This is a genomic window from Streptomyces sp. NPDC005799 (assembly GCF_040630525.1).
Lineage (GTDB): Bacteria > Actinomycetota > Actinomycetes > Streptomycetales > Streptomycetaceae > Streptomyces > Streptomyces griseorubiginosus_B.
Genome location: NZ_JBEXXQ010000101.1, coordinates 1 through 12,572, shown reverse-complemented (window position 1 = coordinate 12,572; position 12,572 = coordinate 1). Strand labels below are relative to the sequence as shown.

Sequence of the window (12,572 nt, the reverse complement as noted above, 5' to 3'; positions counted from 1 at the left end):
GTCCGGGAAAGAGGACACGGGCCGACCATCAGCCCACTACACTCACCGAAACCGCCCCTGAACAGGGAAAACGTCAAAGTGCTGCTGGAGTACTAAGACACGCGGGGCACCCGTTCGCGCCTCAGCCGTCGCCGGTTTCACGCGCGCCACTTAGCGTTCTCGTATGCGCGAATGACGGGGCGACGGCCGCGTCGAGAGGGGAAAGTCGAATGTCTGCGTTCGAGCTGGCCGAGGAAGAGGAGGAGCTGCGCCCGAAGAAGCGTGCTCCTTGGGGCGTGATAGCGCTTGTTCTGCTGACCGGCCTCGCCCTCATCCGGAACGGGTCGGGGGAGTTCGACGTGGGTCCGCCGCAGCCCGCCTCGGCCGCCGCGGCGGACAGCCGTGTCCCCGGCACCTTCCGCAGCGTCCAGGCGTTGCCCTACGCCCAGCCCGACCGGGTCAGGATCCCGGCGATCCGGGTCGACGCGCCGGTCATGCCGGTGGGTCTGGACCCCGACGGCTGGGTGGCGGCGCCGCCTCCGGAGGACCCGAACCTGGCGGGCTGGTTCACCGGCGCGGTCTCGCCCGGTGAGAAGGGGACCGCGGTCGTCGTCGGCCATGTGGACAACAAACAGGGCCCCGCCGTGTTCTACGGCCTGGGGGCCCTGAAGAAGGGAAGTCGCGTCGAGGTCGCGCGGAAGGACGGAAAGACGGCCGTTTTCGAGATCTACGGCATCGAGGTCTTCGCGAAGGCCAACTTTCCCGGAGACCGTGTATACGGTTCCAAGGGCGCCCCGGAACTCCGGGTCATCACGTGCGGCGGCGGTTTCTCCAAACAGCACGGTTACGACGGGAATGTCGTCGTCTTCGCCCGTCTGGTCGAGGTCCGCTGAGGATTCCCGACCGGACGGGCGAATACGGCTCACGCGTCGGGGCGTCGGGGCACGGTGAGGTGGTAACCGGAATCGAGAAGCTCGGGCAAGTACTCCTTGAGCGCCCGGACGCTCTGGGAACGGTCGCCCCCGGCGTCGTGCGAGAGCACGACCACGCCGGGGGCGGCGCCGTCCTCGACCCGGTGGACGATGCTGCGGGTGCCGGGCGTGGTCCAGTCGAGGGTGTCGACCGTCCAGGCGAGCGGTTCCATGCCCAGGTCGGCGCCCAGTTGGAAGGCGGCCCGGTTCCAGGCGCCGTAGGGGGCGCGGAACCACTGGGGCTTCTCGCCGTAGGCGTCCTCGATGACGTCACTGGTGCGCTTCATCTCGCTGCGGATCTGGCCGCGGGTGAGCGTGGTCAGCAGGGGGTGGGACCAGGTGTGGTTGCCGACGACGTGCCCCTCGTCGGCCATCCGGGCCAGCAGGTCGCGGTTCCAGTCGGCCTGCTCCCCGCACACGAAGAACGTCGCGTGGACCTCGTACTTGGCCAGGGTGTCGAGGATGTGCGGGGTGTAGCGGGGGTCGGGTCCGTCGTCGAAGGTCAGCAGCATGGTGCGACCGCGGCCGGACATGCGCAGAAACGGCTCGTGCCGGACCGGGAGCGGGGCGTGCGCGGCCCGTGGGGGCCCGTAGCCGGTCAGGGGCTGCAGACGGTAGGCGGAGGGCTTGAGCACGGCGCGTGCCTGCGGGCCGGCGGCGGCCCTGCGGACCGGCCCTTCTCCCCCGCCCAGCGCGACCGCGCCGGCGGTGCCGGCCGCGCCCAGAGCGGCGGCCCCGGCGAGCAACGCCCGGCGCCGCGTGAGGAACTGATCCTTCTTCATGTGTCATCACTCGCCCGGCACCGCACCGACGCCCTCCAGCAACACCGGTCCGGCCCCAGGAAACCACCCACCCGGCCCAAGCACCGGGCCGGACGGTCCCCACAATGCGCGAGGGGTCAGCGGCGGCGGACCAGGGGGAAGGGCAGGGTTTCCCGGATCGTCAGGCCCGTCAGGAACATGATCAGACGGTCCACGCCTATGCCCAGACCCCCGGTGGGAGGCATCGCGTATTCCAGGGCGTCGAGGAAGTCCTCGTCCAGTTCCATCGCCTCGGGGTCGCCTCCGGCCGCCAGCAGGGACTGGGCGGTCAGGCGGCGGCGCTGCTCGACCGGGTCGGTCAACTCGGAGTAGGCCGTGCCCAGTTCGGTGCCGAAGGCGACCAGGTCCCAGCGTTCGGCGAGGCGCGGGTCGGTGCGGTGCTGGCGGGTGAGCGGGGAGACGTCCGTCGGGAAGTCCTTGTAGAAGGTGGGGAGTTGGGTCTTCTCCTCCACCAGGCGTTCGTACATTTCCAGGACCACGTCGCCCCGACCGTCGTCCGCGGTGTACGGCACACCCGCGCGGTCGCACAGCCCCCGCAGCCGCTCCAGTTCCGTGTCCGCGTCGATCTCCTCCCCCAGCGCCTCCGAGATCGCCCCGTAGACGGTCTTGACCGGCCACGCGCCCGAGATGTCGTACTCCTTGCCGTCCTTGCGCGCGATAGGTGAGCCGAAGGCGGCGGTGGCCGCGCCCTGGATGAGTTCGCGGGCGAGGTCGAGCATCACGTCGTAGTCGGCGAACGCCTGGTAGGCCTCGAGCATCGTGAACTCGGGGTTGTGCTTGTAGGAGACGCCCTCGTTGCGGAAGGTGCGGCCCATCTCGAAGACCTTCTCCAGACCGCCGACGCACAGCCGCTTCAGGTACAGCTCGGGGGCGATGCGCAGATAGAGGTCGAGGTCGTAGGCGTTGATGTGGGTGGTGAACGGGCGGGCGTTGGCGCCGCCGTGGATCTGCTGGAGCATCGGGGTCTCGACCTCGAGGTAGCCGCGGCCCAACAGCCCCTGCCGCAGGGCCTGTACGGCGGTGGAGCGCGCCCGGATCACCTCGCGGGCCTCGGTGCTGGAGACCAGGTCGAGATAGCGCATCCGGACCTTGGCCTCGGGGTCGGCCAGCCCCCGGCGTTTGTCGGGCAGCGGGCGCAGGCACTTGCCGATCAGCTGCCAGTCGGTGACGAAGACGGTCGGTTCGCCCTTGTCGCTCGTGCCCGCGTGCCCGGTGGCGCTGATGTGGTCGCCGATGTCGGTGTCGGCGGTGAAGCGGTCGAGAGCGGGGCCGGACCGCTCGCGGGTGAGGGCGAGTTGGTGATCGCCGGACCAGTCGCGGAGCACGGCGAAGACGATGCCGCCGAAGTCCCGGACGAGCATGATCCGGCCGGCGACGGTGACGTCGTCGCCGGGCCGGACCTCGGCGAGGGTGTGGGTGCGCGGCGGGATGCCGACCGGGTAGGCGTCGGTGCCGTCGGCGGACAACCTCTCGAGCTTGTGGTGGCGGACGCGGACCTGTTCGGGCAGGCCGGCCAGGGGGTCGTCGGCCCCGGCCTCGTCCCCTCCGGCGAGGCCGAGCGCCGACAGCGACGGCAGGCCCTCCGTGGTGGCGGGCCTGGACGCGCCCTTCGAGTGCCCCTTTCCCCAGAGTTTGCGCAGGGACGGTACGGAAACGAAACCTTCGGCGATCCCGGAGGCCAGGCCGATGCGGGCGAGGGCGCCCGTGTCGCCGTAACAGATGAAGCGGGGATACCACTCGGGCTGGTACTTGGCGTTGGAGCGGTAGAGCGCCTCCAGTTGCCACCACTTGGAGAAGAACAGCAGCAGGCGCCGCCACAGCCGCAGGACCGGACCGGCGCCGATGCGGGCGCCCTCCTCGAAGGCCGAGCGGAAGACGGCGAAGTTGAGCGAGATCCTGCGCACCCCCAACTTGGGGGCGGCGGCGCACAGCTCGGCGACCATGAACTCCATGACGCCGTTCGGGGCGCTGCGGTCACGGCGCATCAGGTCGAGGGAGACGCCGTCGCGGCCCCAGGGCACGAAGGAGAGCAGGGCGAGCAGTCGGCCGTCCGCGCCGATGGCCTCCACCAGGAGGCAGTCTCCGTCGGCGGGGTCGCCGAGCCGGTCCAGGGCCATGGAGAAGCCGCGTTCGGTCTCGGTGTCGCGCCAGGCGTCGGCTTTGTCGACGACCTCCTCCATCTCCTCGTCGGTGAGGGCGGCGTGGCGGCGGACCCGGGTGGTGGCGCCGGTGCGGCGGACGCGGTGCACGGCCTGCCGGGTGACCCGCATGTCGCGGCCGTCCAGGTCGAAGTCGGCCACGTTGAGAATCGCCTCGTCGCCGAGTTGGAGGGCGCCGAGTCCGGCGCGGGTGTAGGCCTTGGCGCCGTCCTCGGAGGCGCCCATGGCGGCGGGCACCCAGGCGTGCAGACGGGCCATGTCCAGCCAGGAGCCGATGGCATGCGGCCAGGCCTCCCGGTCGCCGACGGGATCGCCGCTGGCCAGGCAGACGCCGGCCTCGACCCGGTAGGTGACGGCGGCCTTGCCGCTGGGTGAGAAGACGACGGCCTTGTCGCGCCGGGTGGCGAAGTAGCCGAGGGAGTCCTGCTCGCCGTAGGCCTTGAGAAGGGCGCGGATGCGGGGCTCCTCGTCGCCGTGCAGGGCGGACTCCATGCGCTGGGAGCGGAAGAGGGTGGCGGCGGCGTTGAGCAGGGCGAGGGCGCCGAAGAGGCCGAGCAGGAAGAACAGGGCGCGGGGCGGACGGCCGTCGAAGGACTGGGCCGAGACGAGGCCGCCGCACACGCGGTTGGCGGCCCAGGCCAGGTGCTGGCCGTCGGGCAGGGTGCCGGGGAACAGCTCGACCAGGCCCCAGCCGGCGAGGATGCCGAGGACCAGGCCGACGAGCAGGACGCCGACGGCGCGGCGGACGGCGGCGCGGCGGGACGCGGCGTAGAACTCTCCCCGGGCGACGATCAGCAGGACGAGCAGCAGGCCGCAGACGACGAGGGACGGGACGGAGGCGGCGTACAGGCCGAGGGACACGCCCAGGGCGTCGGTCAGGACCACCAGGCCGAGATAGACGACGACCAGCCACCAGGCGATCTTCTTGCGGGCGGCGGTGGCGCCGGCCAGGAGGAAGAGGAAGACGGCATAGGCGAGGTTGGCGCTGATGGGGACGATCAGCAGGTCGAGGAAGCGGACGACCGGGCGGAGCAGGGCGCGCAGCGGCGGGATCACGGCCAGCAGGGCGCAGAGCAGGCCGAGGGCGCCGAAGAAGGTCGCGAACCCCTGGGGTACCCGACCCAGCCGTCCGGTGCCGGGCGGGCGTATCCGGCCCGCACCGTCCTGGGGCGGGGATGCCTGCGCTGTGGCACTCATGGTTCCGACTGTAGGAAGAGCCCGGCCGGGGCGCCCGTCGAGGGGGCCCGCCGGAGGGTGGGACCTGCGGTTTCCGATAGCCTCGCAGCCGTGACGGAACAGCACTCTCACCAGTTCGAGCGAGGCACGGACGGGCCGAAGGTCATCGTGGTCGGAGTGGACGGCTCCGACTCCTCCCTGCGCGCGGCGGCATATGCCGCCGGCCTGGCCCGGCGCCAGCGCGCGCTTCTCGCCGTCGTCTACGTCCAGCCGGTGATGGCGGCGGGCGCGGCGATGGGGGCGCCGGTGGCCGAGACGACGTACGAGATCGCTGAGGACCTCAAGGCGCAGATCCGGGAGGGGACCGAGCGGCTGAAGGGGATATTCGACGTGCGCTGGGAGTTCCACACCTTTCACGGCGACCCCTACAGCGGTCTGGTCAAGGCGGCCGATGAACTCAAGGCGGACGCGGTGGTGGTGGGCGCCTCGGAACAGGCGGGCCACCGGATCGTCGGCTCGGTGGCGGTCCGCCTGGTGAAGGCGGGGCGCTGGCCGGTGACGGTGGTGCCGTAGGGCTCAGCGCTTACGGCAGAGCAACCGCACGGCCCGCGACCGGTGACCGTTCTTCGTGCCCACGTCGATACGGCGCTCGTCCCCCAGGTCCATGTCCGCCGGCAGGGGCGTGCAGATCCGCGATGCCCTGGTGGTACGCGAAGACGCACCCGACGCGGCACGTGCCCGCGCGCGTGACCTGGATCGTCGGGGCGGCCTCGGCCGTCATCGCCGGGTTGCTGCCGATCGGCGGAGGCGGCCGAGCCGTACGCCCACGGCGGGGCGTCAGCGGCTCTCAGAGGCCGCGGAGGAAGTCGAGGAGCAGACCGTTGAACTCCTCGGGCCGCTCCAGGTTCGGGAAGTGCGAGACGCCCTCGACCAGCACGCAGCGCCCGCTCGGGGCCGTACGGGCGAACCGTTCCGCGTCGGCGACCAGGTCGGGCGATTCGAGCGCGCCGTTGACCGTGAGCACCGGGACGTCGATCTTCGGCACCCGGGGCCAGGTGTCGGCCATGGGAACGTGCCAGTTGGCCTCGCCGGGGGTGTGCTTGGCGATGGTGTGCAGGGCCATCTCGCGCAGGCGGTCCAGAATGCGCGGGTCGATCTCGTCGGTCGTGCGGAACGGGCCGGCGACGGACCCGAGGAACACCTTCAGCCAGCCCTCGATGTCACCTGCGTTCAGGGCTTCGGCGGAGGCGGCGACGACCTTCCGCGTCGGTTCGTAGGTGTACTGGAAGTCGCTGACGGAGGCGCCGCCGAGGACGACGCCCCGCACCAGCTCCGGGTACTCGATCGCGGTGTCGCCCGCGATGGCGCCGCCCATCGACACCCCGACCAGGGCGGCGGGGCCGGCGTCGAGGTGCTGGAGCAGTCCGGCGAGGTCGTCGGCCCAGCGGAAGGGCTCGCTCGCGTTGGCGGACCAGCCGTGACCACGGGTGTCCGGCGCTATCACCCGGTACCCCGCCTCGGCGAGGGCCGGGATCTGGTCGTCGAAGAGGCGGTGGTCGACGTAGCCGGAGTGCAGGAGGACCACGAGGTCTCCGGATCCGGTGTCGAGGTAGGCGAGATCGCCGTCGGCGGACGCGAAGTAGCTCAGTTCGGAAGCAACCGTCATGACAACCAAGGTGTCACGTCCCCTCAGGTTTGACAACCTGGTTGTCATAATGGCTCCGGTGCATGATGTCCGGGTGAACGACGACGACGCCCCCCTCTCCCCCGACGAACTCGGCGACCGCGTCTCCGAGGTGTTCGACCTGATCGGCGCGCTCTACCGCCGCGGCCTGCGCAAGGTCGAGCAGGGCGAACAGGTCGAGGGCGTCTCGGTCGGCGTACGCTCCGTGCTCGTCCTGCTGCGCCGCTACGGGTCCATGACGGTCCCCCAGATGGGCCGGATCATGGCCCTGACCCGGCAGTTCGTGCAGCGCATGGTCAACGACGCGGTGGCCGAGGGATGGGTCGAGGTCACCCCCAACCCCGCCCACCAGCGGTCCTCGCTGATCCGGATCACCAAGGCGGGCGAGACGATGATCGACACGATCCTGGAACGCGAGCACGCCCTGAACCGGCAGGTCGGCGGCGATCTCACCGAGGCGGAACTCCGGGCCTGTCTGCGGGTGCTGAAGGAGATGCTGAAGACCTTCGACCACGTGGACGTCGAGTGACCCGACGGACCGTGTGCGCCACGTCACACGACAGCGGGCGTCAACGGCGGAACAACCCGAGCCGCCCGGCCGTTCATGTCTACGTGGCTGCGGAGGGGACAGTGTCCCCGGGCCTCACCTACAGCCCATGGGGACGATCGTCCGGCTGAAGCCCCGTGGAGCACCCCGCCGAGAGGCGACCGCCCTCCGCAATCCACCCTCACACGGCCCCGGCTGGCCTCCCCCGTCCAGCCGGGGCTCCTTCGTGTCCCGTCACTTCCCCATCACCAGCCCGTCCTTCGCCGCGCCCCGGCTCAGCACGACGTCGCGGATGCGGTCGCGCACCGCCGTTACGTCGGCGCCCTGTTCCAGGGCCCGGTTGAGGTCGACCACCCGGCCGGCGTCGATGTCGAACATCTGCGGGACGAACTCGGCCCGGGTCACCTGCCAGCGGCCGCCCGGCCGGGCCGGCGGGGCGAAGGTGAAGCGGCCGATGGTGGACTGGTTGCCGCGCGGGTCCTGTTGGCCGTCGTTGTCGTACATCTCGCCCGCGATCTGGTCGCCCAGACCGTAGACGACCCAGGTGCCGTTGACCTTCTCGTACGCCTGCGGGACATGGGCGTGGGTACCGAGAACGAGGTCGATGTCGGGCCGGTCGCCCGTGCGGGCGGCGGTGAGCCGCCTGGCCAGGGCGAGTTGCTGCGCGTCGGGCGTGTCCTGCCACTCGGTGCCCCAGTGCAGGGAGACGACGACCACGTCGGCGCCGGCCCGCCGTGCGGCCCGGGCGTCGGCGACGACCTGGTTCTCGTCGAGGAGGCCCACCGCCCACGGCTCGCCCGGCGGCAGGGGGAAGCCGTGGGTGTCGTAGGTGTAGGCGAGGTGCGCCACCTTCGCGCGGCCCGCGCGCAACAGCGTGACCGTGCGCGCCTCGGCCTCGGTGCGGGCCGAGCCCGCGTGCCGTACCCCCGCCGCCTCGAGGACGTCGAGGGTGTGGTGGACGCCCTGGGCGCCGTCGTCGAGGGTGTGGTCGGAGGCGGTGGAGCAGCCGTCGTAGCCGGTGGCGGCGAGGGCCTGGGCCAGCTCGGGCGGGGCCTTGAAGGTGGGGTGGCCGGTGTAGTCGCCGTTCGCGCCGAAGACGGTGTCCAGGTGACACAGCGCCACATCGGCGCGGGAGACCATGTGCCCGTCCCCGGCGAGCATCGGATGGAAGTCGTACACGCGGCCGCCGCCGTCGAAGCGGGCGCGGTCGATGATCGAGCTGTGCGCCAGGATGTCGCCGGAGGCGACGAGCGTGAAGGCGCGGACGGCCGGCGGGGCAGGATGTCCGGCGTGGACCGCCGCTCGATGGTGCTGGGCCTGGCAGGCGGCGCCCCCGGCGAGGACGGCCGTGAGGGCCAGGGCAACCTGTCGTCTGCGTGCAATCATCAGTTCACCCCAGAGTGGTCATATTTACCGACAAACGGTACGAAGGTGACCGGCCCCGCAGTCGGTTCCGGCACGCCGATTAGCCCGTCCGGCGTTCGCGGGGGACCGTTCGTCGAGCCGTTCGCCGACGCGATCGACCGTCCGCCGCAGATCCCCGTGCGGACCCTGTCCGACATCGGCACCCTGCGATGCCATACGGCCATGACGGCCGGAACCACCCTCACGAACGGGACGACCGCCGAGCACGAGCTCGCCGCAGTGCAGCGGGAGCACGGCCGGCCCCTCTTCGCCTTCCTCCTCCGGCTGTGTGACGGCGACCGGCAGCGCGCCGAGGACCTGGTGCAGGAGACCCTGGTCCGCGCCTGGCAGCACCCCGAGGCCCTGCGCGCCGACGACTTCGAATCCGTACGACCCTGGCTGCTGACCGTCGGACGGCGACTCGCCATCGACGCGCGGCGGGCGCGGCAGGCACGTCCGGCCGAGGTCGGGGACGCGGTCCTGGAGAACGCGCGGGTCATCGGCGACCACGCCGAGCGGGCCGCCGCGACGCTCGACGTACGCGAGGCTGTGAAGACACTCACTCCGGAACACCGTGAAGTCCTGGTGCTCGTGTACTTCCAGGGTGCGAGTGTGGCGGAGGCCGCCGAGGCCCTCGGGATTCCGCCCGGTACCGTGAAGTCCCGCGCGTACTACGCGCTGCGCGCCCTGCGCCGGGTGCTTCCCGGATACGCGGCCGACCTGCGGTGAAACCAACGGCTCAGTCAAATCTCCGTAAAGCGCCTTGCTGAGGACCCCGGTTGAGTAATCGGCTGTCCTCATCCGTGTTCCGGACTGGGGGGCTCGGGGTCCGGATCCGGGCCCGGAGCCGGGCGACGCGCACGCACCGGAGGAAGGCAGGAAGGGATGCTGCACAGAGGTCAAGAGAGCACGGACGGCGCCGGAGACGGTGAACTGGTCGTCCCGATGGCCTGGTTGTACGCCGAGTACATCGCCGACGAGCTGCTCAGGACGGGCGATCTGATGCCGCCGACGTCCATGGAGTTCCGGGCCGGGCGTGACGCGCTGGCGCTGACCATCTTCCTCTCGGACACGGACGGCGAACTCTCCGGCATCCGGGTGGTCTCCCAGCTGGAGACCTGGCTGTCGCTGACCGCGTACGACCAGCCGTGGCAGGACTGGGTGGGCGAACGCATGGCCGACCTGTACGCCGAAGCGGTCGAGTCCGGCGCCCCGGCGCCCGACCTGGATCTGGCCGAGGCGGCCTGGCGCTGGCTGGAGGAAACCGAGTTGCTCGCGCCGGACCTGAACGCGGTGCCCGGCGGTGCCGGTGTGGTCGGTGAGGACGAGGGACCGAAGGTGTGGACGAAGGCCTGGCAGCTCGGTCTGCCGCTCGGCCATCTCGCCATCCACCTTTTTTAGATTCGTTCCGATCCGGACCAATCCGGGGGCCGGGCCGCTACGAATCCCTTGGTTGCGATTCTCTGTGTGCCTTGAGTGAATCCGCGGTCTGGTGCGTACCTGGGAGCAAGAAGTCACCCCACCCGCACCCAACGGCACGAGGATTCGGCATGAGGTCCCAGGAAACGCACCGCGACGTCGCCGCGTACGCGCTCGGCGTGCTGGACGAGGCGGACGCCTTCCGCTTCGAGGACCACCTCATGGAGTGCGCGCGCTGCGCCGCACACGTGACCGAATTCGGGCCCGTCGCCCGGCAGATGATGCTGTATCGCCGGGCGACACCGCGGTTCGTGAGCCCGATGTCCCGGCCCGGCCCCCAGTTGCTCGACCGGCTGATGGGCGCGGTGACGGCCCGGCACAAGGCGACGCGGCGGCGGTTCCTGTACGGCCTGGCCGCCTCGGTGGCCGTCGCCGCGGCCGGGCCCGGCATCGCGATGATGGCCAAGGGCGGCGACGACGGAGTGATGCGGGTCACCGCGACCGACGCGAAGTCGGGGGTGTGGGCCCGGGTGACGGCGGCCGACGACTACTCGGGCAGCGACGTCAAGCTCGAGATCAAGGACGGCGCGGGCCCACGCTCCTGTCGGCTGATCGCCGTCGGCCGGGACGGCTCCGAGCAGATCCTCACCAGCTGGACCGTCCCCAGCCACGACGCCCGCCCGATCACCATGCGGGGCACGTCCTCGATGCACATGGGTGAGATCGCCCGGTACGACGTGCGCACGGCCCAGGGCGAACACCTGGTGACGCTGCAGCCGCACTGACGGCCGGCTCCCGCGCACCAGCGCCCGTCCGAGGGCCGCCCGGCCCGCCGGCCCCCAGGTCCGCTGCCCTCCCGGCAGCCCCCGTTGGCAGGCCTGCCCGATGCCGATGAGGGCGAGGGCCCGCAGGACCGCCCAGCCGCGGGCGCGTCGGATCGTCGCCTCGTCCGAGCCCCCCGTACGCCTCGAAGAACGGGGCCGAGGCGCCGGCCGGCAGCAGGACCCAGGCGGCCGCGAGGTCCGTCGCCTCATCCCCCGCGCAGAGGTCGCCGAAGTCGATCACACCGGTGAGCGTGCCGTCGCCGACGACCACGTTCGCGGTATGGAGGTCGGCGTGCAGCCGGCGGGCCGGGCCGGTATGAGCCGGCGCGGAGACCGCCGCCTCCCACACATCGCGTACGGTGGCGACAGGAGCCGGGCGGCCACCGGTTTCAGCATCCGCTCGAACCGGTCTCTCAGGTCCCGCGGCGGAACACCGCGGTCCGCGCTGCGCGGCGCGTCCGCGGGGGCCGGCTGATGCAGGGCCCGCAAAAATCCCGCCGGCGCATTCGCGGCCGGGCGGGCGCTGCTGAGCGGGGCGCGGTCTGCGGGCTCTCCGGGGACCCACCGCGCGACGGTCCAGGAGCGCGGGAAGCGCGGCGAGGGTTCACCGAGCCGCACCGGCGTCGGCACCGCCGACGGCAGCCGGCCGGCCAGCGGGGGCAGCCACCGGTGCTCCGTGCGCAACAGCGACGACGCCCGCTCCGTGCGCGGCAGCCGCACCGCCAACTCCGCCCCCAGCCGCCACAGTTGGTTGTCCCAGCCGGCCGGTGCCCGGCGCAGACCGAGCCGCGCGGGGTCCGGGTGCTGTTGGCGCAGGAGCGAGCGGACCAGGTCCTCGTCGACGGCGGCGCCGTTCACTCGGTGACTCTACGAACCGCGCGCCCGGTAGACGAAGGCGGGGGGAACGTTCGGCCAGACGGTGGAGGTGCGCTCGACGGTCGGGAAGCGGTCGCGCAGGGCGGCGGCGAGAGCGCGGCCGGGCGGGGTCCAGGCCGCGTGGGTGTACGCGAACGTGGTGAAACGGCCACCCGGCGCGAGCGATTTCGCCACGACGTCCAGGGTGTGCTCCCGCGTCCGCGCCGGCATGACGGTCCACGGCAGCCCCGACACCACCGCGTCCACCGGGCCGTCCGCGAACTCCGCCAGGTCGGCCGCCGCGCCGTGCACGACGCTGAGCCGCCCGTCGCGGTGCGTGGCCGCGAGACGGTCCGCGAGGTCCGCGTTGAGCTCGATGGCGACCAGCCGGGCCGCCGGCGGTATCCGGCGCAGCACTGCCTCGGTGAACACGCCCGTACCGGGGCCGAGTTCGACGACGAGCCGGGCCTTGTCCAGACCGATGTCATGGGTCATGGCCGCGGCCAGCCGCCCTGAGCTGGCGGCTACCGCACCGGTCATGAGAGGGCGCCTGAGGAACTGAGTGGTGATCGACACGGCGGCCATGCTCGGCAGCCTCGATGTGGCCCCGCGTCGTACGCCGGGACCGTCCGCCTAGTCCCAATGCCGCTGCTTTAAGTGGTGGCCTTGGATTTTCGCTTGGTCGGGGCGGTCCTGGACGCGGGAACGATGGTGACCGCCTCGGCCGGTGCGG

11 protein-coding genes and 1 pseudogene are annotated in these 12,572 nt (G+C 71.7%); 6 read left to right on the top strand and 6 right to left on the bottom strand.

The features are described from left to right. Positions 1-209 precede the first annotated feature (209 nt). Positions 210-872, top strand: a complete 663-nt coding sequence (locus ABZ453_RS48655) for a class F sortase (protein WP_133046583.1) — start codon at positions 210-212, stop codon at positions 870-872. 29 nt (positions 873-901) lie between these two features. Here ABZ453_RS48655 and ABZ453_RS48650 read toward each other — a convergent pair whose 3' ends face one another. Together ABZ453_RS48650 and lysX are read right to left on the bottom strand one after the other, a co-directional pair. Then, complete coding sequence (locus ABZ453_RS48650) at positions 902-1,732, bottom strand: polysaccharide deacetylase family protein (RefSeq protein ID WP_359026163.1); 831 nt, start codon at positions 1,730-1,732, stop codon at positions 902-904. A gap of 116 nt (positions 1,733-1,848) precedes the next feature. Next, positions 1,849-5,127, bottom strand: a complete 3,279-nt coding sequence (gene lysX / locus ABZ453_RS48645) for a bifunctional lysylphosphatidylglycerol synthetase/lysine--tRNA ligase LysX (RefSeq protein ID WP_359026161.1) — start codon at positions 5,125-5,127, stop codon at positions 1,849-1,851. A 90-nt stretch (positions 5,128-5,217) separates the two neighbouring features. On the opposite strand from lysX, the gene ABZ453_RS48640 reads away from it, so the two are divergent. Next, positions 5,218-5,679 carry a universal stress protein gene (locus tag ABZ453_RS48640; RefSeq protein WP_359026159.1) on the top strand — a complete coding sequence of 154 codons (462 nt, stop codon included), beginning with the start codon at positions 5,218-5,220 and terminating at the stop codon, positions 5,677-5,679. A 274-nt stretch (positions 5,680-5,953) separates the two neighbouring features. Here ABZ453_RS48640 and ABZ453_RS48635 read toward each other — a convergent pair whose 3' ends face one another. Then, positions 5,954-6,772, bottom strand: a complete 819-nt coding sequence (locus ABZ453_RS48635; protein WP_359026157.1) for an alpha/beta hydrolase — start codon at positions 6,770-6,772, stop codon at positions 5,954-5,956. Between the two features lie 73 nt (positions 6,773-6,845). Between ABZ453_RS48635 and ABZ453_RS48630 the strand changes: the two genes are divergently transcribed. After that, entirely contained in the window at positions 6,846-7,319 is a 474-nt protein-coding gene (locus ABZ453_RS48630) for a MarR family winged helix-turn-helix transcriptional regulator (RefSeq protein ID WP_359026155.1), read from the top strand. Positions 7,320-7,571: 252 nt separating this feature from the next. On the opposite strand, the gene ABZ453_RS48625 is transcribed toward ABZ453_RS48630, so the two are convergent. After that, positions 7,572-8,723: a CapA family protein gene (locus tag ABZ453_RS48625; RefSeq protein WP_359026153.1), complete on the bottom strand. Its 1,152-nt coding sequence runs from the start codon at positions 8,721-8,723 to the stop codon at positions 7,572-7,574. 201 nt (positions 8,724-8,924) lie between these two features. On the opposite strand from ABZ453_RS48625, the gene ABZ453_RS48620 reads away from it, so the two are divergent. From ABZ453_RS48620 to ABZ453_RS48610, 3 genes are all read left to right on the top strand, one after another. Then, positions 8,925-9,470, top strand: a complete 546-nt coding sequence (locus ABZ453_RS48620) for a sigma-70 family RNA polymerase sigma factor (protein ID WP_356765285.1) — start codon at positions 8,925-8,927, stop codon at positions 9,468-9,470. Between the two features lie 156 nt (positions 9,471-9,626). After that, on the top strand, positions 9,627-10,142 hold the full coding sequence (locus ABZ453_RS48615) for a hypothetical protein (protein WP_133046575.1): 516 nt from the start codon (positions 9,627-9,629) through the stop codon (positions 10,140-10,142). A gap of 149 nt (positions 10,143-10,291) precedes the next feature. Beyond that, the gene (locus ABZ453_RS48610) at positions 10,292-10,945 is read left to right on the top strand and encodes a zf-HC2 domain-containing protein (protein WP_359026150.1); all 654 of its coding nucleotides are present in this window, start codon (positions 10,292-10,294) and stop codon (positions 10,943-10,945) included. Here ABZ453_RS48610 and ABZ453_RS48605 read toward each other — a convergent pair. Both ABZ453_RS48605 and ABZ453_RS48600 read right to left on the bottom strand, forming a co-directional pair. After that, a pseudogene (locus tag ABZ453_RS48605) lies at positions 10,845-11,704 on the bottom strand (phosphotransferase). The gene ABZ453_RS48610 and the pseudogene ABZ453_RS48605 sit on opposite strands and share 101 nt — an antisense overlap. A gap of 147 nt (positions 11,705-11,851) precedes the next feature. Continuing rightward, the gene (locus tag ABZ453_RS48600; RefSeq protein WP_359026148.1) at positions 11,852-12,379 is read right to left on the bottom strand and encodes a methyltransferase domain-containing protein; all 528 of its coding nucleotides are present in this window, start codon (positions 12,377-12,379) and stop codon (positions 11,852-11,854) included. Between the last annotated feature and the right edge of the window lie 193 nt (positions 12,380-12,572).

Excerpts from the sequence above, each read along its gene's own strand:
- ABZ453_RS48600 (WP_359026148.1), bottom strand. The coding sequence starts at position 12,379 with ATGACCGGTGCGGTAGCCGCCAGCTCAGGGCGGCTGGCCGCGGCCATG.
- ABZ453_RS48620 (WP_356765285.1), top strand. The coding sequence starts at position 8,925 with ATGACGGCCGGAACCACCCTCACGAACGGGACGACCGCCGAGCACGAG.
- ABZ453_RS48635 (WP_359026157.1), bottom strand. The coding sequence starts at position 6,772 with ATGACGGTTGCTTCCGAACTGAGCTACTTCGCGTCCGCCGACGGCGAT.
- ABZ453_RS48615 (WP_133046575.1), top strand. The coding sequence starts at position 9,627 with ATGCTGCACAGAGGTCAAGAGAGCACGGACGGCGCCGGAGACGGTGAA.
- lysX (WP_359026161.1), bottom strand. The coding sequence starts at position 5,127 with ATGAGTGCCACAGCGCAGGCATCCCCGCCCCAGGACGGTGCGGGCCGG.
- ABZ453_RS48610 (WP_359026150.1), top strand. The coding sequence starts at position 10,292 with ATGAGGTCCCAGGAAACGCACCGCGACGTCGCCGCGTACGCGCTCGGC.
- ABZ453_RS48650 (WP_359026163.1), bottom strand. The coding sequence starts at position 1,732 with ATGAAGAAGGATCAGTTCCTCACGCGGCGCCGGGCGTTGCTCGCCGGG.
- ABZ453_RS48625 (WP_359026153.1), bottom strand. The coding sequence starts at position 8,723 with ATGATTGCACGCAGACGACAGGTTGCCCTGGCCCTCACGGCCGTCCTC.
- ABZ453_RS48655 (WP_133046583.1), top strand. The coding sequence starts at position 210 with ATGTCTGCGTTCGAGCTGGCCGAGGAAGAGGAGGAGCTGCGCCCGAAG.